The organism is Microbacterium sp. LWH7-1.2, from assembly GCF_038397755.1.
In the GTDB taxonomy this organism is placed as follows: domain Bacteria; phylum Actinomycetota; class Actinomycetes; order Actinomycetales; family Microbacteriaceae; genus Microbacterium.
This window is the reverse complement of sequence record NZ_CP151637.1, coordinates 615341-634583: the sequence shown is the minus strand read 5'-3', so window position 1 is coordinate 634583 and position 19243 is coordinate 615341. Positions and strand designations below refer to the sequence as shown.

Annotated in this window: 14 protein-coding genes; 6 read left to right on the top strand and 8 right to left on the bottom strand. The window is 70.8% G+C overall.

What is annotated here, in order from left to right; translation table 11 throughout:
• Positions 1–34: 34 nt before the first annotated feature.
• Genes nirB through MRBLWH7_RS02985 form a run of 4 tightly spaced genes read left to right on the top strand, consistent with a single transcriptional unit; the run spans position 35 to position 4912 of the window.
• Positions 35–2614, top strand: coding sequence for a nitrite reductase large subunit NirB (gene nirB / locus MRBLWH7_RS03000; protein WP_341999016.1), 2580 nt, complete (start codon positions 35–37; stop codon positions 2612–2614).
• The gene (gene nirD / locus MRBLWH7_RS02995; protein WP_341999014.1) at positions 2611–3009 is read left to right on the top strand and encodes a nitrite reductase small subunit NirD; all 399 of its coding nucleotides are present in this window, start codon (positions 2611–2613) and stop codon (positions 3007–3009) included. Before nirB ends, nirD begins: the two co-directional genes overlap by 4 nt.
• Positions 3006–3779 carry a uroporphyrinogen-III C-methyltransferase gene (cobA, locus tag MRBLWH7_RS02990; protein ID WP_341999011.1) on the top strand — a complete coding sequence of 258 codons (774 nt, stop codon included), beginning with the start codon at positions 3006–3008 and terminating at the stop codon, positions 3777–3779. Before nirD ends, cobA begins: the two co-directional genes overlap by 4 nt.
• Complete coding sequence (locus MRBLWH7_RS02985) at positions 3776–4912, top strand: uroporphyrinogen-III synthase (RefSeq protein ID WP_341999009.1); 1137 nt, start codon at positions 3776–3778, stop codon at positions 4910–4912. Before cobA ends, MRBLWH7_RS02985 begins: the two co-directional genes overlap by 4 nt.
• A 44-nt stretch (positions 4913–4956) precedes the next feature.
• Here the strand turns inward: MRBLWH7_RS02985 and trmD are convergent, their stop codons facing one another.
• Positions 4957–5652 (bottom strand): tRNA (guanosine(37)-N1)-methyltransferase TrmD, encoded by a 696-nt coding sequence (gene trmD, locus MRBLWH7_RS02980; RefSeq protein ID WP_341999007.1) that lies wholly within the window; start codon positions 5650–5652, stop codon positions 4957–4959.
• A 181-nt stretch (positions 5653–5833) separates the two neighbouring features.
• Here trmD and MRBLWH7_RS02975 point away from each other — a divergent pair, with 181 nt between their 5' ends.
• Positions 5834–7267: an MFS transporter gene (locus MRBLWH7_RS02975; RefSeq protein ID WP_341999005.1), complete on the top strand. Its 1434-nt coding sequence runs from the start codon at positions 5834–5836 to the stop codon at positions 7265–7267.
• Between the two features lie 207 nt (positions 7268–7474).
• Here MRBLWH7_RS02975 and MRBLWH7_RS02970 read toward each other — a convergent pair whose 3' ends face one another.
• The 4 genes from MRBLWH7_RS02970 to rpsP all read right to left on the bottom strand — a co-directional run bounded on the left by MRBLWH7_RS02970 (position 7475) and on the right by rpsP (position 12944).
• Entirely contained in the window at positions 7475–11521 is a 4047-nt protein-coding gene (locus MRBLWH7_RS02970; RefSeq protein ID WP_341999003.1) for a bifunctional nitrate reductase/sulfite reductase flavoprotein subunit alpha, read from the bottom strand.
• Positions 11522–11622: 101 nt separating this feature from the next.
• Entirely contained in the window at positions 11623–12231 is a 609-nt protein-coding gene (gene rimM / locus MRBLWH7_RS02965) for a ribosome maturation factor RimM (RefSeq protein WP_342001890.1), read from the bottom strand.
• A 49-nt stretch (positions 12232–12280) separates the two neighbouring features.
• Positions 12281–12511, bottom strand: a complete 231-nt coding sequence (locus tag MRBLWH7_RS02960; RefSeq protein ID WP_341999001.1) for an RNA-binding protein — start codon at positions 12509–12511, stop codon at positions 12281–12283.
• 4 nt (positions 12512–12515) lie between these two features.
• Positions 12516–12944 (bottom strand): 30S ribosomal protein S16, encoded by a 429-nt coding sequence (gene rpsP / locus MRBLWH7_RS02955; protein WP_341998999.1) that lies wholly within the window; start codon positions 12942–12944, stop codon positions 12516–12518.
• A 263-nt stretch (positions 12945–13207) separates the two neighbouring features.
• Here rpsP and MRBLWH7_RS02950 point away from each other — a divergent pair, with 263 nt between their 5' ends.
• The gene (locus MRBLWH7_RS02950; RefSeq protein WP_341998997.1) at positions 13208–14371 is read left to right on the top strand and encodes a glutamate--cysteine ligase; all 1164 of its coding nucleotides are present in this window, start codon (positions 13208–13210) and stop codon (positions 14369–14371) included.
• Positions 14372–14431: 60 nt separating this feature from the next.
• Here MRBLWH7_RS02950 and ffh read toward each other — a convergent pair whose 3' ends face one another.
• The 3 genes from ffh to MRBLWH7_RS02935 form a co-directional block, all read right to left on the bottom strand.
• On the bottom strand, positions 14432–15994 hold the full coding sequence (gene ffh, locus MRBLWH7_RS02945; RefSeq protein WP_341998995.1) for a signal recognition particle protein: 1563 nt from the start codon (positions 15992–15994) through the stop codon (positions 14432–14434).
• Between the two features lie 58 nt (positions 15995–16052).
• Positions 16053–18122, bottom strand: a complete 2070-nt coding sequence (locus MRBLWH7_RS02940) for an elongation factor G (RefSeq protein ID WP_341998993.1) — start codon at positions 18120–18122, stop codon at positions 16053–16055.
• Between the two features lie 99 nt (positions 18123–18221).
• Positions 18222–19217 (bottom strand): TetR family transcriptional regulator, encoded by a 996-nt coding sequence (locus MRBLWH7_RS02935; RefSeq protein ID WP_341998991.1) that lies wholly within the window; start codon positions 19215–19217, stop codon positions 18222–18224.
• Positions 19218–19243 lie beyond the last annotated feature (26 nt).

Below are 19243 nucleotides of genomic sequence, written 5' to 3'. Positions count from 1 at the left end.
CGCTGCTGCAACATCACCCGCGTACGGTGACGGCATGAGTGAGACCCCTGCCCTCGGCACCCACGTGGTGATCGTCGGCGCGGGCATGGTCGCCCACCGCTTCGTCGAGAGCCTGCTCAGCCGGGCCGGCGAGGAGTGGCGCATCACGCTCATCGGCGAGGAGGAGCGCCACCCCTACGACCGGGTCGGACTGACCGGGTTCTTCGCGGGCGCCTCTCCCGAAGACCTCGAGCTCGAGCGCGCAGTGCTCGACGACGAGCGCGTGCGGTTCCTCCGCGGCGAGGCCGTCACCCGCATCGACCGCGGCGCACGCCGCGTGACGACGCGCAGCGGCACGAGCGTGGCCTACGACCGCCTCATCCTCGCGACGGGCTCCTACGCCGCACGTCTGTCCGTCGACGGCTTCGGCCTCGAAGGCTGCTTCGTCTACCGCACCCTCGACGACGTCGAGAAGCTCGAGGAGTTCGTGCAGCGACGCTCGGCCGAGCTCGGGCGTCCGCTCGTCGGCACCGTCATCGGCGGCGGACTCCTCGGACTCGAGGCCGCGGGCGCCCTGCAGGGCCTCGACGTCGACTGCACGGTGGTCCAGTCCTCCGACCGGCTGATGTCGGCGCAGCTGGACCTCCCCGCCGGCAACGCCCTGCGTCGTCTCATCGAGTCGCGCGGCATCGCGGTCAGGACCGAGACGGTCACCACCCGCCTCGACCCCGACCGTTCCGGGCAGGTGACGGGCCTCGAGTTCCGCGACGGCACCTACGAGCGCACCGACGTCGTCGTGTTCACGGTCGGCGTGCGGCCCCGCGACGAGCTCGCGCGCACCGCAGGCCTCGACGTGCACCCTCGCGGCGGCGTGCTGATCGACGCCGGCTGCCAGACGTCCGATCCCCGCGTGCTGGCGATCGGCGAGGTCGCCAATTACGACGGAATGTGCGTCGGCCTCGTTGCTCCCGGCTATGCCATGGCCGAGGTCGCCGCGACGCGCCTGCTCGGTGGCGAGGCATCCTTCCCCGGTTACGACCTGTCGACGAAGCTCAAGCTGTCGGGCGTGGATGTGGCCAGCTTCGGCGACGCCTTCGCCGAGACGCCTGGCGCGCTGGACGTCACCTACGCCGATCCCGTCGCCGGCGTCTACAAGAAGCTCGTGCTCTCGGACGACGCCAAGACGCTGCTCGGCGGCATCCTCGTCGGCGACGCATCGGCGTACGGGTCGCTCCGGCCGCTCGTCGGCGGCGCGCTGGGGGGTGACCCGGCCGCCTACCTCATGCCCGAGGGCGGCGTCGCCGCACCGACCGGCGACCTTCCCGACGAGGCGCTCGTGTGCTCGTGCAACAGCGTCACGGCCGGGGCCATCCGTCACGCGGTGCACGAAGAGGGCTGCACGGATGTCGCGGCCATCAAGTCCTGCACGAAGGCCGGGGCCGCGTGCGGTTCGTGCGTGATGATGGTCAAGAAGATCGTCGGCACCGAGCTCGCGAAGTCCGGAGCGGCGCTGAGCAACGCGATCTGCGAGCACTTCGACATGTCGCGTCGCCAGCTGTTCGACGCCGTGCGGGTGTCGGGTCTTGAGACCTTCAGCGCCGTCATCGAGCGCTTCGGCACCGGTCGGGGCTGCGACATCTGCAAGCCGGCCCTCGCCAGCATCCTGTCGACGCTCGTGAGGGGCCACGTGCTCGAAGGCGAGAACGCCACTCTGCAGGACACCAACGACCACGTGATGGCGAACCTCCAGAAGGACGGCAGCTACTCGGTGGTCCCCCGCATCCCCGGCGGTGAGATCACGCCCGAGGGGCTGCTGGTCATCGGCCAGGTCGCGAAGGACTTCGGTCTCTACACGAAGATCACGGGCGGCCAGCGGATCGATATGTTCGGCGCCCGCCTCGAGCAGCTGCCCGAGATCTGGAAGCAGCTCGTGGACGCCGGCTTCGAGTCCGGCCACGCGTACGGCAAGTCGCTGCGCACGGTGAAGTCGTGCGTCGGCTCGACGTGGTGCCGGTACGGCGTGCAGGACTCGGTCGGCATGGCGGTGCAGCTCGAGCTGCGCTACCGGGGCCTCCGCTCGCCGCACAAGCTGAAGCTCGGCGTCTCGGGCTGCGCGCGGGAGTGCGCGGAGGCGCGCGGCAAGGACGTCGGCGTCATCGCCACCGAGGCGGGATGGAACATGTACGTCGGCGGCAACGGCGGCTTCACGCCCCGCCACGCGGTCCTGCTCGCCGAGGGACTCAGCGACGATGAGCTCCTCACGGCCATCGACAGGTTCCTGATGTACTACATCTTCACCGCCGATCGCCTTCAGCGCACCGCGCCGTGGTTCGAGGACCTGGACGGCGGCATCGAAGGTCTGCGCGACGTCATCTTCGAGGACAGCCTCGGCATCTGCGCCGACCTCGACGCCGCGATGGCGGCCCATCTCGACTCGTACGAGGACGAGTGGAAGGCGACCCTCGAGGACCCCGAGAAGCTCCGCCGGTTCGCGTCGTTCGTCAACGCGCCGACCACGCCCGACCCCTCGCTGGCATACACCGCCGAGCGCGGCCAGCCCCGACCCGCCACCGAGGATGAGCGCGCCGACTCGCGCGTGCTCATCGCCGGAACGACCCTGGAGGTGCGCCGATGACCCTCGTCGAGCCGCAGACGGACGAATACACCGCCCCCGACGGATGGGTGCGCGTGTGCGCTCTGGACGACCTCGAGGTGGAGCGCGGTCGCGCGGCGCTCCTCGGCGGCACGCAGATCGCGCTGTTCCTCCTGCACGGCCCCGACGGGTCGGCGGGCCGCGTCCACGCCGTCTCGAACCTCGACCCCTACAGCCACGCGCACGTCATCTCGCGCGGCATCGTCGGCACCCGGCAGGACGTCCCCACGGTCGCCTCGCCGATGTACAAGCAGGTCTTCGACCTGCGCACCGGCGTCTGCCTCGACACGCAGGGCAAGGAGCCGAAGAGCCTGCACGTCTGGCCGGTGACCGTCGACGCCGGGCACGTGCTGGTCCGCTGGGACGGCGAGCGATGAGCGGGCGGGCGAAGAGCACCGTCGGGCGCGTCGACCTCATCGGCGGCGGCCCCGGTCCCATCGATCTGCTCACGCTGCGCGCATGGCGTCTACTGACGCGGGCGGAGGTCGTCGTCATGGACCGGCTCGGTCCGACCGACATCCGCGACCACGTGGGCCCCGACGTCGAGATCATCGACGTGGGCAAGCTCCCCGGCCACCACCCGGTCCCGCAGGACGAGATCAACGAGCTGCTCGTCGACCGCGCCCGCGCGGGCAAGCGCGTGGTGCGCCTCAAGGGCGGCGACCCCTTCGTCTTCGGCCGCGGCGGCGAGGAGGTGGCCGCGTGCCTCGCGGCGGGCATTCCCGTCGACGTCGTGCCCGGCATCTCGAGCGCCGTCGCGGTGCCCCAGGCCGCCGGCATCCCGATCACCCATCGCGGTGTCGCGGGGGCGGTGCACATCATGAACGGCCCCTCGGAGGTGACCGAGGCCACGCTCGCGGCTCTCCGTGACGACTCCGTGACGACGGTCATCCTCATGGGCGTCGGCGCCCTGCCGCGCATCGTGTCAGACGCCTTGCACGCCGGGGTGCCGGCCGATCGCCCCGTCGCGATCGTCGAGCGCGGCCACCACCGCGATCAGCGCACGACCCGCAGTACCCTGGGGTCTGTCGTGGTCGACGCGGGCCTCGCCGGCGTGCGCAATCCCGCGGTCATCGTGGTCGGCGAGGTCGCTCGCGCCGGGCTGCTGCTTCCCGACCCCCAACTGGCAGGTGACATCGTCCTTTGAGCTCCACCCCCCGCCCCACCCTCTCGGCCGCACTGGACGGCTGCACGATCGTCATCGCGGTCGATCGTCGCTCCTCGGAGCTTGCCGCCGCGCTCGAGCGTCACGGCGCGCAGGTGCGGCACGCGCCCGCGCTGACGATCGTGCCCCACATCGACGATGACGCCCTGATCGCCGCGACGCGCGAGCTCATCGCGCTGCAGCCCGACGTGGTCGTCGCGACGACCGGCGTGGGCTTCCGCGGCTGGATGGAGGCCGCCGACGAAGCCGGACTCCTCGACGACCTCCACCTCGCCCTGTCGCGCGCCCAGATCGTCGCGCGCGGGCCCAAGGCCCGCGGCGCGATCCAGCAGGCGGGCCTCACCGCCGACTGGGTGGCGGAGTCCGAGACCTCGGCCGAGCTGGGAGAGTTCCTCCTGGCCGGAGGCGTCGCCGGCAAGCGCGTCGCCGTGCAGCATCACGGTTCGGGAGCCGACGGCCTCGACGAGCTGTTCCAGGGCGCGGGCGCGGACGTGGTGAGCCTCACCGTGTACCGCTGGGGTCCTCCCCCGGACCCCGCCGCAGTGTCGCGCTCCGTCGTCGCGGCGGCGCAGGGCGAGGTGGACGCGGTCCTGTTCACGTCCGCCCCCGGCGCCGCGGAGTGGATCGCCGCCGCGCGGGGCGAGGGCGTGCTCGACGAGATCGTCGACCGCGAGGCGGAGGGGCGCCTGCTCATGGCCGCCGTCGGACCGATCACCGCCGGACCGCTGCAGGATGCCGGCCTTCGGCCGCTGATTGCCGAGCGCGGTCGCCTCGGCTCGCTGGTGAGGGCCGTCGTCACGCACTTCGGCGGGGGCGGCGCGGCGTCGCTGGCGACCTCGGCGGGACGCCTCGAACTGCGCAGCACGGGCATCGTGCTCGACGGCCGCCACATCCCCCTGTCGCGCAGCGCCACCGACATCGTGGCCGCGCTGTTCGACGCCCACGGCGGCGTCGTGTCGCGACCTCGCCTGCAGGCGGCGCTTCCGCGATCGGGCGAGAACACCCACGCCGTGGAGATGGCCGTCGCGCGGCTCCGCGAGTCGCTGGGGGTTCCGGACCTCGTGAAGACCGTGGTGAAGCGCGGCTACCGGCTCAACGTCATCGAACCCGCCTGACGCTGCGGGTCGGACCCTCAGCGGCTTGCGGCATCCGTCCGCCCTCAGGCTGCGGGATCCCGATCCCGCAGCAGGTCTGGCCGGTGCGCCCGCGTTCGCTCGAGGCTCTGCTGGTGCCGCCACGTCGCGATCGCACCGTGGTTTCCGCTGAGCAGCACCGGCGGAACCTCGAGGCCCCGCCACTCGGCGGGCTTCGTATAGCTCGGGTACTCGAGAAGGCCGAGCTCGTGCGACTCCTCGACAAGGCTGTCAGGGTTGCCGACGACGCCGGGGATCAGGCGCGAGACGGCCTCGATCACCGCCATCGCGGCGACCTCTCCGCCGTTGAGCACATAGTCTCCGAGGCTCACGAGCCGTACCCGCCCGCGCGCGGAGTAGTGGTCGACGACGCGCTGGTCGATCCCTTCGTAGCGTCCGCAGGCGAACACGAGGTGCTGCTCACCGGCGAGCTCGCGCGCCATCGGCTGGGAGAACAGCTCGCCGGCGGGCGACGGCACCAGCAGCACGGCGTCGTCGCTCAGCACCTGGTCGAGGGCCTCACCCCAGGGTTCGGGCTTCATCACCATGCCGGCGCCGCCTCCGTAGGGGGTGTCGTCGACAGTACGGTGGCGATCGTGTGTCCAGTCGCGCAGGTCGTGGACGTGCATGTCGAGGATGCCCCGATCCCGGGCCTTCCCGATCAGCGAGACGCCGAGCACGTCGAAGAACGTCGGGAAGATCGTGACGATGTCGACGCGCATGCCTTCGAGTCTAGGAGCCCCGCGTGTTTCCGACGTGTGACGGGGCGTCCACCTCGGGCCGCAGCATCCGTGATCGAGAAGTGACGGAGAGGTAACCGCATGGGCAGACGGGCCGAAACAACGCGTCCCTAACGTGGAGACACACTCACCCCCAAGTGTCTGCTCACCTCAGGGAGGCGCCATGACCACGACCGATACGCCGTCGATGACGGATACCGCTGCTCCATCCCGCACCACCGCCCCGGCCGACGCGCCGGTCACTCTCACACACCGCCCCGGGCGCTGGGTAGACGGCTGGAACGCCGAGAACCCGACGTTCTGGGCGGCCTCGGGCCGAGCGATCGCGCGGCGAAACCTCGGCTGGTCGATCTTCGCCGAGTTCCTCGGGTTCATCATCTGGCAGCTGTGGAGCATCGTCGTCGTGATGCTGCCGGCGGCCGGCTTCCAGCTCACCAGCTCGGAGTCGTTCTGGCTCATCTCGCTGCCGAGCCTCGTCGGCGCGACCCTCCGCTTCCCCTACACGTTCATGGTCGCGATCTTCGGCGGCCGCAACTGGACGATCGTGTCGGCGGGCCTGCTGCTCATCCCTGCGGTGCTGCTCGGCATCGTCGTCGCGAACCCCGAGACCCCATTCGGCGTGCTGCTGCTCGTCGCGGCACTCGGCGGCGTCGGCGGCGGCAACTTCGCGAGCTCGATGGCGAACATCACCTACTTCTTCCCGCAGAAGGAGAAGGGCTGGGCCCTCGGCCTGAACGCGGCCGGCGGCAACCTCGGCACGTCTGTGGCCCAGTTCGCCGTGCCGATCGCGGTGACGATCGGTGCCGGCGCAACGCTCAACATCTCGCTCGCCGGCTGGATGTGGATCCCGCTGATCCTCGTCGCGATGTTCGGCGCATGGCGCTACATGGACAACCTGTCGTCCGCGAAGGCGGATTTCGCAGGCTCAGCGGCGGCCCTGCGCGAACCGCACCTGTGGATCATGGCGGTGCTCTACATCGGCACCTTCGGCTCGTTCATCGGATTCGCGAGTGTCTTCCCGAAGCTGATCGCCGACCAGTTCCCCGAGTTCTCGACGATCCAGGTCGGGCAAGCGGCGGTGGGTCTCGCCTTCCTCGGCGCGCTCGTCGGCTCGCTCGCCCGCCCCTACGGAGGCCGCCTCGCCGACCGCTTCGGCGGCGCGCGCGTGACCGTCGGAGCCTTCTCGGTCATGGCGCTCGGCGCGCTGGCAGTCGTCTGGACCCTGCCGCTGAACAACTTCGTCGTCTTCCTCGCGTGCTTCCTCGTGCTGTTCGCGGCGACCGGCATGGGCAACGGGTCTACCTATCGCATGATTCCGAGCATCTTCGCCGCGCGCTCGCAGGCGCGCGGGTACGAGCCGGGCACGCCGGAGGCGACGAAGATGATCCGCAAGGCGGCGGCGGCCCTCGGACTCATCTCGGCGATCGGTGCGTACGGCGGCTTCCTCGTGCCGCAGGTGCTCAACGCCTCGCAGCTCGCCACGGGCGGCTACCAGGCCGCGTTCTACGGCTTCGTCGCCGCATACGTCGGGCTGCTGCTGCTCACGGTGTTCGTGTACGTGATCCCGCGCACCTCGCTGGCCAAGCAGCGCATCTGATCCCACGCACCTCACCGGAAGAGCGGATGCCTCGCCTCGAGGCATCCGCTCTTTCGTGTGTCCCCGCGCAACCCCGCGCCCCCTACGCCTGTCTCGAGTGGCCAGGACACGCCGACGGGCGCGCGGCCGGGCGGCATGTCTTGGCGAGTCGGAGCGCGAGCCGACCGCTCCGGCGAGAGGGGGCCGAAGCGGAGCTTGGTGGGGAGCTCAGTAGACGTCGCGGACGTAGCGCTCGTCCGCGGCGAGGCCCCGCACATACTCGGCGGCGGCCTCCTCGGAGAGCTTGCCGTGCTGCTGCGCGATCGCGACGAGCGTCGCGTCGACGTCCTTGGCCATGCGCATGGCGTCACCGCACACGTAGACGTGGGCGCCGTCGTCCTGGAGCCAGCGCCACAGGTGGGCGCCGTGCTCGATCATGCGGTCCTGCACGTAGATCTTCTGCCGCTGGTCCCGCGAGAACGCGACGTCGAGCCGCGTGAGGAACCCGTCCTCGCGCATCTCGTCGAGCTCGTCGCGGTAGTAGAAGTCGCTCGCGGCGTGCTGCTCGCCGAAGAACAGCCAGTTGCGCCCGGTGTGGCCGTCGGCGCGGCGGTCGTGCAGGAACGCGCGGAACGGCGCGATGCCCGTGCCGGGCCCGATCATGATCATGGGAGTGTCGCCGGTCTTCGGCGGCCGGAACGCCGGCGATCGCTGCAGATAGACCGGCGCCGCGAGCGCGTCGCCGTCCGCCAGGAACGTCGAGCACACGCCGCCGCGGGCGCGTCCGGAGTCGGTCTCGAAGCGCACCACCGACACCGTGAGCTCCACGGTGTCGGGGTCTGTCTTGGGGCTCGACGAGATCGAGTACTGGCGGGGCTGCAGCCGCTTGAGAACGCCGGCCCAGTCAGCGGCGGTGGCCTGCACCGGGAAGTCGCGCACGAGGTCGACGGCCTGCTGGCTCCACAGGAACTGCTCGAGGCGGCCTTTGTTCTCACGCCGCAGCAGCCCCGCGAGCATGCTGTCACCACTGCGCTCCGCGACGAAGCGCACCAGGTCGACCGGCGTCTTCGTGATGTCGAGCCGCGTCCGCAGCGCGTCGGCGAAGGTGCGCTCCTCGCCGTCGATCTCCACGATCTCCAGCGGGGCGATGCCGGTGGCGTCGAGCCATTCCGCGACGACCGCCGGAGCGTTGGCGCACACGACGCCGAGCGAGTCGCCGGCTTCGTACGTCGCGCCCGAGTCCGAGAGGTCGAAGGCGAAGCGCCGCACCTCCTTCTGCGACCCCGGCCCGCTCAGCAGATCGTTGCGCACGAGCGCCGCCCGCACCGGGTTGGCCCGGCTGAACAGCCGCTTGGCCGGCGGAGCCTGAAGGGAGACGGATGCTGCACCCGTCGTCCCCTCCGCGGCCAGCGTGTCGAGGATCTGGGCCAGCCACACCTCGCGCGGCTCCTCGGCATCCGGCTCGAGATCGACCCGGTCCAGGAGCGCCGTCGCGCCGAGCTCGCCCAAGCGGGCGTCGAGGCGGCGGCCGTGGCCGCAGAAATCGTCGTAGTTCGAGTCGCCGAGCGCGAGCACGGCATAGCGCAGGCCGGACAACCCGGGCGCGCCGTCTGCGTTGAGCTCGTGCCACAGGGCGGCCGCGTTGTCCGGTGGGCCGCCGTCGCCGAACGTGGAGGTGACCACGAGCAGCCGCTTCACCGCCGTGAGGTCCGTCGCGCGCAGTTCGGCCATGCTGCGGGCACGCGCGGGGATGCCACGCGCACCCAGCGCCGCGGTCGCCGCCGTGGCGAACTCCTCGGCGTTGCCGGTCTGCGAACCCCACAGCACCACGACCTCGTCGAGCGCCTCCGCCGCGGTCACCCCGATCGACGTCCGCGAGAAAGCGCCGGCGAGGACACCGTCGAACCACGCCCGCGCGATTGCTCCGAGGGGGGCCTCGGCCGGCAGCACCGGCACCTCGCCGGGTGCGAGGACCACCGATCTCACCGTCGAGAGGAAGCCGGCGAGGTACGCGCCCTCGAGATCGCTGAGCTGGGGCGGTGCGAGGGCCACCCCGGCGCTCGCGAGCGCCTCGTCGGCGGACGTCGTCGACGAGCCGGCGCCGCCGACTGCCGGGCCGACGCGGCGCAGCGAGACCGCCGCGAACTTGAACTCGGGCTGCGACGACAGCGGGTCGACGGCGTCGCTGGTCACCGCGTTGACCGTCACGTACTCGCCGTGCTCGTCGTTCCAGTGGAATGGTGCGAACAGTCCCCCCGGCTGCACGCGGTCGGTGAGCACCGCGGGCACGACGAACCGCCCGCGGCGCGACGCGACCTCGACCTGGTCGCCCTCCGCGATCCCCAGCCGCTCCGCATCGACCGGATGCACCTCGACGAACGGTCCGGGATGCAGCTTCGTGAGCTTCGCGATACGGCCCGTCTTGGTGAGTGTGTGCCAGTGGTGTGGGAGACGCCCCGTGTTCAGAACCCACGGGTAGTCGTCGTCGGGCAGCTCAGCCGGCGCGAGGTGGGGTCGCGCGAGGAACTGCGCGCGCCGCGACGGCGTCGCGAACGCCAGGCGCGGCACCGTCCCGTCGTCCTCGACGTGCAGCGACTGGCTCACTCCGTCATTGAGGTACCGGATCGGATGCCGCGTCGCCGCGTCCTCCGGGGGCGCCGGCCACTGCACCGTCGTCTCACGCAGGCGCTCGTAGGTCACGCCGCGCAGGTCCCACCCCGTCTGCGGGTTCCAGAACCGGCGGATCTCGTCGAACACCTCGGCGCTGGAGGCGAAGTCGAATCCGTCGAACCCCATCGCCCGGGCGATCTGACAGATCGTGAGCCAGTCCGGCTGCGCCTCGCCCGGAGCCGCGACGACCTCGCGGACGAGCGTGAGCGTGCGGTCGCTGTTGACCGTGACGCCGTCAGCCTCCACCCACAGCGTGGCCGGCAGCAGGATGTCGGCGTAGGCGGTGGTGGCGGTCTCGGTGTAGACGTCCTGCGCGATGACGAGCTCGGCGGTCTCGAGCGCCTCGATGACCGTCTTGCGGTTCGCGACCGAGGCGACCGGATTGCTGCAGATGATCCAGACGGCCTTGATCTCGCCGTCGGCCGCGCGCCGGAACATGTCGATGGTGCCCGAGCCCGACTCGGCTCGGATCGTGCCCGGCTCGAGTCCCCAGACGTCCTCGACAAACGCACGGTCGGGTGCGCTGAACACCGCACGCTGGCCAGGAAGTCCGGGCCCCATGTAGCCCATCTCCCGCCCGCCCATCGCGTTCGGCTGACCGGTGAGGGAGAACGGGCCGCTGCCGGGGCGGCAGATCGCGCCGGTGGCGAGGTGCAGGTTGCAGATGGCGTTCGTGGACCAGGTGCCGTGGGTCGACTGGTTGAGCCCCATCGTCCACAGCGTCATCCACTCGCCGGCCTCGCCGATCCAGCGGGCGGCGGTGCGGATGTCGTCCTCAGCCAGTCCGGTCAGCTCGGCGACGCGCGCCGGCGGGTACTCGGCGAGGAGCTCCGCCATGTGCTCCCAGCCCTCGGTGTGGGCGGCGATGAACTCCTCGTCGATGTCCCCCGCCTCGACCAGCAGATGCAGCAGGCCGTTCAGCAGCGCGAGGTCCGTGCCCGGCGCGATCTGCAGGAAGAGGTCGGCGCGATCCGCGGTCGTCGTGCGACGAGGGTCGACGACGATGAGCTTCGCACCCTGCTTCAGCCGGTCCGCCATGCGCAGGAACAGGATCGGGTGGCAGTCGGCTGTGTTGGAGCCGATCACGAAGAAGAGATCGGCGCGGTCGAAGTCCTCGTAAGATCCGGGGGGGCCGTCGGCTCCGAGCGACTGCTTGTAGCCGGTCCCGGCCGATGCCATGCACAGCCGCGAGTTCGACTCGATGTGGATCCCGCGCAGATAACCCTTGACGAGCTTGTTCGAGAGGTACTGCGCCTCCATGCTCATCTGTCCCGACACATACAGGGCGATCGCATCGGGTCCGTGCTCGTCGAGGATCGCGCGAAGGCGGGCCGCAGCATCCGTCACCGCATCAGCGACCGGAACCGGCGCCGCCGGCTCGCCGCGAGACGGGCGGAGGTGCGCGGAGGTCATCCGGCCCGGAGCCTGCATGAGCTCGGCGTGGGTCGCTCCTTTGGTGCACAGCCGGCCGGCGTTCGTCGGGTGCGCGCGGTCCCCCGCCACCTTGGCGATGGTGAGCGGATGCCCCGCCCCGGCCCCCGAGGTCGTCACCGAGATACCGCAGCCGACGCCGCAGTAAGAGCACACGGTGCGCACTTCGCCCATGCCTTAGATGGTCCCCGATGGAGATTCCGGGGCGTTTCCCGCCGTGTTTCCCGCAGGTCACATCTGCCGCACGGTTCGCCGAGAGGGGTCGTGAAGAGGCGTCAGGCGGTGGGGTCCTCCGAGGCGTCCGGCAACGCCGGCGGCGTCTCGTCGGCCTCGTCGGGGATCTCTTCGAAGAGGCCTGCCGGCGGCGTCACGATCACGCGACCGCTCGCGATGTCGACCTCGGGCACGATGGCCTTGACGAAGGGCACCAGCACCTCTTCGTCGCGGACCTTCACGATGAGCAGATCCTGCGCGGGAAGGTGGTCGACGCGCGCGACCTTGCCGACGGTCTCACCGTCGCGGACGACATCGAGACCCACGAGCTGGTGGTCGAACCAGGCATCCTCCTCGGCGGGCGAGGCCTGCATGTCCTCGTCGACCCAGAGGATCGCGCGGATGAGCTCCTCTGCCGCGTCGCGGTCCTCGACGCCCTCGAAGAACGCGACCGGGTGGCTGTTCATCCACCTGAACTCGCGAACCGTGAGCGGCTTGCCGTGCCACGGTGACGACTCGGGCACCTGAAGGGTGAAGGTGGCGCCGGGGACGAAGCGACCCTCGGGGTCGTCGGTGTACAGCTCGAGTTTGATCGCGCCCTTCAGGCCGTGCGCCTTCACGAGGCGACCGACACGGAGCTGCGTCTTGCCCGTCGGGGGAACTGCGTTCACGGGCTTGCGGGCGTCTGCGCCCGGCCCCGTGGTCTCTTCGCCTGACACCTCAGTCGTCCGCCACGTCGACGCGCACGCGGCGCCCGTCGGCGAGGGCGGAGATGAGGGTGCGCAGGGCTTTGGCCGTGCGGCCGCCGCGCCCGATCACGCGACCCCGGTCTTCGGGGTTCACGTGCACCTCGAGCACGTCGCCTCGCGGCGACGTGGACGAGTCGATGCGGACATCGTCCGGGTGATCGACGATCCCCTTGACGACGTGTTCGAGCGCGGCGGCGAGCAACGGATTACTCGGCGGACTCGGCGGCGTCGGCCGCGTCGGTCGCCTCGTCGGCGGGAGCCTCGGCGGGCTCCTCAGCCTTCTTCTCCGCCTTCGGCTTGATGACCGACTTCTTGGAGGTGTCGGCCTCGTAAGCGGCCTTGTCCTCGCGGGTCTTCACGGTCGAGACCGCGTTCTTGTCACCCTTGAACTGACCCCAGTCGCCGGTCAGCTTGAGGATGGCGAGCACCTGCTCGGTCGGCTGGGCGCCGACCGACAGCCAGTACTGGGCGCGGTCGGAGTCGACCTCGATGAACGAGGGCTCCTCGGTCGGGTGGTACTTGCCGATCTCCTCGATGACACGACCGTCGCGCTTGGTGCGCGAGTCGGCCACGACGATGCGGTAGTAGGGCGCACGGATCTTGCCGAGGCGCTTGAGACGAATCTTGACAGCCACGATTCTCCTGAATGTGTGGAAAGTGATTGAACCGGTCGCCTGGAGCGTGGGGTGCACACCCGGCGGAAGCTCTGAAGGAGGATCTCCGCGCTGGATAGAGGGTCGAGCGGGTGATCCAGCCCTCTATTCTGCCAGAACGCAGGAGCTCCCGCGAACACCCCGCCCACCAGAACGCAGGAGCTCCCGCGAACACCCCGCCCACCAGATGTCTTCGCATGCCGTCACCCGAGGGGCCGGGCGGGGCGCCGTGTCAGACTGTGCCCATGACGGTGCCCTTCGCGACATCCGCCCGGTCCTCGGTCGGGCTCGAGTGGGAGCTGATGCTCGCCGACACCGCCACCGGGGACCTCATCCCCCGCGGTCCCGAGCTGCTCGCCGCGCTCGAGGACCGCTCGTCGCTCGAGCGCTACACCGTCACCGGCGAGCTGCTGACGAACACGGTCGAGGTGACCAGCGGCATCGGCGGCACCGTCGCTGCCGCCGTCGACGACATCGCCGACGCCATCGCCGAGGTGCGCACGTACACCGATCCGCACGGGATCGACCTGCTGTGCGCCGGCAGCCACCCATTCGCCCAGTGGTACGACCAGAGCGTCACCGACAAAACCCGCTACCACAAGCTGATCCAGCGCACGCAGTGGTGGGGGCGCAACATGATGATCTGGGGCATCCACGTGCACGTGGGCGTCGAGGACGTCGCCAAGGTGTTCCCCATCATCAACGCCCTCGCGGTCTACCTGCCTCACCTGCAGGCGCTGTCGGCGTCGAGCCCGTTCTGGGCAGGCGAGCGCACCGGGTACGCGTCCAACCGTGCCCTCGTCTTCCAGCAGCTGCCGACCGCCGGTCTTCCGTGGCCGCTCCACGACTGGCCCGAGTTCGAGGGGTACCTCCACGACATGGTGAAGACCGGGGTGATGGAGGACGCCACCGAGGTGCGGTGGGACATCCGCCCGGCACCGCGCTGGGGCACCATCGAGGTGCGGGCGTGCGACGGCATGTCGACCCTGCCCGAACTGGCCGCGATCGCCGCGCTGGTCCAGGTGCTCGTTGAGCACTTCTCACGGCGCCTCGACGAGGGGCTCCCCCTCGAGACGATCCAGCCCTGGTTCATGCGTGAGAACAAGTGGCGCGCGGCCCGTTACGGCCTCGATGCGCGCGTGATCGTGGACCATCTCGGCACGCAGCGCCCCGTCGTCGAGCACCTGCGCGAGACCTTGGAACAGGTCGGCGACATCGCCGTGGAGCTCGACTGCGCCCGGGAACTCGCCGGGATCCAGACGATCCTCACCGACGGTGCGAGCTACTCGCGGCAGCTCGCGATCGCCGACGCATCCAACGGCGACCTCCGTGAGGTCGTCCGTCACCTGGTCGGCGAGTTCCGCTCGGGTCCGACGCTCCGCGAGCACCTCGCCGCACTCGGTCACTGACCGCGCGCCGCCGACGACGACGACGGATGCTGCGGCCCACAGCATCCGATTCAACCGACGTCAGCCGCGGCCGAGCATCTTCTGCAGCTCGGCCAGGTCGGCCTCGGTGGGCGCACCCTTCGCGCCGCCGCCGAGGCCGAAGCCGGAACCCGTGGGCGCCTCCGCGGCCTGAGCTGCGATGCCGGCGTTCTCAGCGGCGCGCTTGGCCGGGTTTCCCGAGCGCGAGCCCTTGGCCTTCTGCTGCTTGCCGCGCTTGGACGACGAGCCCGGACGCCCGGCACCCGGGACCGGACCCATACCGGGGATGTTCGGCACGCCGCCGCGGGCGACGGTCTTCATCATCTTCGCGGCCTGGTCGAACCGCTGCACGAGCTGGTTGACGTCGGTCACGGTCATGCCCGAGCCGCGCGCGATGCGCAGGCGGCGGGAGCCGTTGAGGAGCTTGGTGTTGCGGCGCTCGGCGGGGGTCATCGAGCGGATGATCGCCTCGGTGCGGTCGATCTCGCGCTCGTCGAAGTTCTCGAGCTGATCCTTCATGGACCCCATGCCCGGGAGCATCCCGAGCATCTTCTTCATCGAGCCCATCTTGCGCATCTGCTGCATCTGCGCGAGGAAGTCCTCGAGCGTGAAGGTCTCGGTCGCGAGCTTCTCGGCGACCTTGAGCGCCTCTTCTTCGTCGAACGCCTGCTGCGCCTGCTCGATGAGCGTGAGGATGTCGCCCAAGTCGAGGATGCGCGAGGCCATGCGGTCGGGGTGGAAGGCTTCGAGGTCGTCGAGCCCCTCACCGGTCGACGCGAAGATGATCGGGCGCCCGGTGACCGAGGCGACCGACAGTGCGGCACCACCGCGCGCGTCGCCGTCGAGCTTGGAGAGCACGACGCCGGTGAAGTCGACGCCGTCCTGGAAGGCCTTCGCCGTGTTGACGGCATCCTGTCCGATCATCGCGTCGATGACGAACAGCACCTCGTCGGGATCGGTCGCCCTGCGGATGTCGGCAGCCTGCTTCATGAGCTCGGCGTCGACACCGAGACGGCCGGCGGTGTCGATGATGACGATGTCGTGCTGCTGGCGGCGGGCGACCTCGACACCGTCCCTCGCGACCTTGACCGGGTCGCCGACGCCGTTGCCCGGCTCGGGCGCGTAGATCGCGGCGCCGGCCCGCTCGGCGACGACCTGAAGCTGGTTGACGGCGTTGGGGCGCTGGAGGTCGGCGGCGATGAGGAGCGGCGTGTGGCCGTCCTTCTCGAGCATCTTGGCGAGCTTGCCGGCGAACGTCGTCTTACCGGATCCCTGAAGGCCGGCGAGCATGATCACCGTCGGCGGGTTCTTCGCGAACTGCAGCCGGCGCTGCTCGCCGCCGAGGATCGCGATGAGCTCCTCGTTGACGATCTGCACCACCTGCTGCGCCGGGTTCAGCGCCTTGTTGACCTCGTCGCCGAGGGCCCGCTCGCGCACCTTGCCGGTGAACTCCTTGACGACGGGCAGCGCCACGTCGGCGTCGAGCAGGGCTCGCCGGATCTCGCGGACCGTGCCGTCGACGTCCGCGGGCGTGAGCTTGCCTTTGGTGCGGAGGTTGCGGAAGGTCTCGGTGAGCCGGTCGGAGAGGGTGCCGAAAGTCGCCATGATCCCCCGATTCTACGGGAGCGCACCGCGTGCTTCGCCGTGCGCTCTCGCCGCGACTTCACGCATGGGCACCCTCCGGCGCGCGCTCGTAGCCGTAGGGCGTGAGCGTCAGCTCCGCCTGACCGCCCGTGAGTGCGCGCAGGTCGAGTACGTAGCGCGCGAGCTCCGCATCAGGGACGGTGGCGATGACGCGGGTGCGTCCATCCGCGTCCGTTTCCGTCCCGACCACCCGGCCGCGCCGTCCCGACAGGTCCGTCAGCACCTGCCCCTGACCTGCGGCCGGCACGGTGACGACGACGGTGGACACCGGTTCGAGCAGCACCGCGCCGGCTTGTGCGAGCGCGGTCTTGACCCCCATCGCCGCGGCCGTGCGGAAGGCCATCTCCGACGAGTCGACCGAGTGCGACTTGCCGTCGAAGAGCTCCACACGTACGTCGACGACAGGATGCCCGAGGGTGCCTCCGGCAGCGAGGGCGTCGCGCACGCCCTTCTCGACGGCCGGGATGTACGAGCGCGGTACGGCGCCGCCGACGACGGAGTCGACGAACTCGAAGCCCCCACCTGGAGGAAGCGGGGCGACCCTCAGCATGACCACCGCGAACTGCCCGTGTCCGCCCGACTGCTTCTTGAGCTTCCCTTCGGCCGCCGCCCCGTGGGCGATCGTCTCGCGGTAGGCGACGGGCGCCGGGCCGGTCGTGACATGCACGCCGAGCACGCGAGCGAGCCGTTCGACGGCGACCGCCACGTGCGTGTCGCCGAGACCGCGCAGGATCGTGTCGGGCCCCGCGCGATCCACGACGAGCGTCGGGTCCTCCGCGACGAGGCGGCCGAGCGCCGTCGTGAGCTTGGTGTCGTCCGACTGCGACACCGGCTGCAGGCTCATCGCGAAGACGGGTGGCCGAGAAGGCAGTCGCGCAGGACGGGCGTTCGTCTGCGTCCGACTCCACAGCAGCGAGCCCGACGGCGTGCCGGCGAGCTTGGCGACGGCGCCGATCTCGCCGGCGCGCAGCGCGTCGACCGGCAGGTGGTCGGCGCCCCGCAGCCGGAACAGCCCGGGCATCCGCTCCTCGACGCCGGTCGTCGCGTTGCGCAGGCGATCGCCTGGACGCAGAACCCCGGACAGCACCTTCAGCATCGCGATCTGGCCCACGAACGGGTCGGCCACGGTGCGGAACACGTGCACCAGCTTGTCGCCCGCGGGATCGGGAGCGACGTCGTGCTCGCTGCCACCCCCACCGTCGGCATCCACGCCGAGCACGATGCGACTGTCGTGGTCCGCCACAGCCGGTGCGAGCTCGCACACGAGATCCAGAACGCGGTCGACGCCTGCGCCCGTGGTCGCGGAGCACACCACGACCGGCACGCCCTCGCCTGCGGCCACCGTGCGCGCGAGGGTGCGCCCGAGTTCGGCCGGCGGCGGTTCGCGCCCCTCGAGGTACGCCTCGAGCTGCTCGTCGTCGCGCGACACGATCTCCTCGGTGACCGCCTGGTGCAGGCGGTGCTCCTCCTCTGCGAGGTCGGCCGGCACGGGCTCTTCGTGGTGGCCGCCATCGGCGTCGTAGAGCACGGCCTGTTCGCTCAGCACGTCGGCGACGCCGTGGAAGGACTGCGCCTCCCCCACCGGTAGTTCGAGCGCCCAGATGCGGTCGCCGAACTCTTCGCGGAGCTGATCGAGCACGGCGCGGAACGACGCACGCGCCCGGTCCTCCTGTGTCACGACGACGACGCGCGCGACGCCGGCGGCTTCCGCCGCGGACCAGGCGGCGCGGGCGCCCGCCGTGACGCCGTCGATGGCGCTGACCACGAGCACCGCCACATCGGCCACCGCGAGCGCCGCGTCGACGGCGCCCACGAAATCCGGGTGCCCCGGTGTGTCCATGAGGGTGATGCCGCAGTCGGCGTCGCCGGCGCGCCATGACAGCCACGCCGGCGACAGTCCGAGCGTGGTGTGGCGCGCGATCTCCTCGGGTTCGTGATCGCACACGGTCGTCCCCTGCTCGATCGACCCCCGCCGGGAGATGGCCCCCGCGCGGTGGAGCAGCGCCTCCGCCAGCATCGTCTTCCCCGATCCCGTCGCCCCGATGAGGGCGACGGAGCAGTGCAAGGAGAGTGCGGATGCCGATTCCACGGTGACCTCCCACGACGATGTGCGCTGGGCACCATCGTGCACCGTCTCGGAGGCGGCTGCCAGAGGCGTCCGGCGGAGCTGCGTCGAGCGTGCCGGAGGTCAGTCCTCGGGGCCGAGCTCCTGGAAGAGCGTCAGCTGCAGCCCGGCGGGACCGCGGAGGCGCGCGTTGATCGAACGCCAGGGGGTTTCGCGAGCGGATGCCTCGACCTCGGCGCCCGCGTCCGCCAGCCGTGCTGAGGCACTCGCCGTATCGGCCACCTCGAGCGCCAGGCGGATCCGGTCGCTCGGGGAATCGCCGTCGGTCTCGACGCGGTCGATGAACTCGACCTGCGCGGGATTGGCGATCTCGAGGGTCGCGCGACCGGCTGCGAGGATCGCGACGCGGGCACCGCCATCCGCCTCGTACGCCTCCGCCTGAGGCATGCCGACGACGTCGCGATAGAACGCGAGGGTCTGCTCGAAGGCGGCGGCCTGCACCACGACCCGAAGCTGGGCGACTTCTCCCATCGGGGGCGCGGACGACACCGGCGCTGCCGCATCAGCGGCGAGCGACAGGAAGCGCGCCAGCGAAGTGCGCCCGGCCCCGTCGTGGGCCCACGCCTCGATGGCGGCGAGGACAGCGCCGCCCCACGCCGCACCCGCGACCTCCGCACGCACACGGTCGGCGCCGGCGGCCAGGAGGCGGCCGGCGACCGCGCGCGCCACCCGCGCACGCCGCAGCGCGGCATCGCGCTCGTACTCCGCCTCGAGACCCATCGCGGTCGCGTTGACGATGCCCAGCGCGAGGCTGTCGGGGGCGAAGGAATCGGCGATCGCCAGCGTCGCGGCGCGCACGGCGGCGGCGGCATCCCTTCCCTCCGCTTCTTCGAGCCGGTGCTCGAGGGCCGCGAGCCTCTCGTCGAGTCCCGCCCAGAGCACATCGGATTTCGACGAGAAATAGTTGAAGAAGCTCGATCGGCTGACTCCGGCACGACGGGCGATGTCGACGATCGACGTCTGCTCGTACCCCTGCTCGAGGAAGAGCTCGCAGGCGGCCTCGGCGATCGTCTCGCGCGACGACGCCCTCGGGCGCCCCGCGCGCGGCTCGGTGGACATGAGCCCACCTTATTGGCCGCCTTCGG

Bases quoted from the DNA above. Each gene is read 5' to 3' on its own strand.
- MRBLWH7_RS02935 (WP_341998991.1), bottom strand. From the start codon at position 19,217: ATGTCCACCGAGCCGCGCGCGGGGCGCCCGAGGGCGTCGTCGCGCGAG.
- MRBLWH7_RS02950 (WP_341998997.1), top strand. From the start codon at position 13,208: ATGACGGTGCCCTTCGCGACATCCGCCCGGTCCTCGGTCGGGCTCGAG.
- MRBLWH7_RS02970 (WP_341999003.1), bottom strand. From the start codon at position 11,521: ATGGGCGAAGTGCGCACCGTGTGCTCTTACTGCGGCGTCGGCTGCGGT.
- ffh (WP_341998995.1), bottom strand. From the start codon at position 15,994: ATGGCGACTTTCGGCACCCTCTCCGACCGGCTCACCGAGACCTTCCGC.
- MRBLWH7_RS02975 (WP_341999005.1), top strand. From the start codon at position 5,834: ATGACCACGACCGATACGCCGTCGATGACGGATACCGCTGCTCCATCC.
- nirD (WP_341999014.1), top strand. From the start codon at position 2,611: ATGACCCTCGTCGAGCCGCAGACGGACGAATACACCGCCCCCGACGGA.
- trmD (WP_341999007.1), bottom strand. From the start codon at position 5,652: ATGCGCGTCGACATCGTCACGATCTTCCCGACGTTCTTCGACGTGCTC.
- nirB (WP_341999016.1), top strand. From the start codon at position 35: ATGAGTGAGACCCCTGCCCTCGGCACCCACGTGGTGATCGTCGGCGCG.
- cobA (WP_341999011.1), top strand. From the start codon at position 3,006: ATGAGCGGGCGGGCGAAGAGCACCGTCGGGCGCGTCGACCTCATCGGC.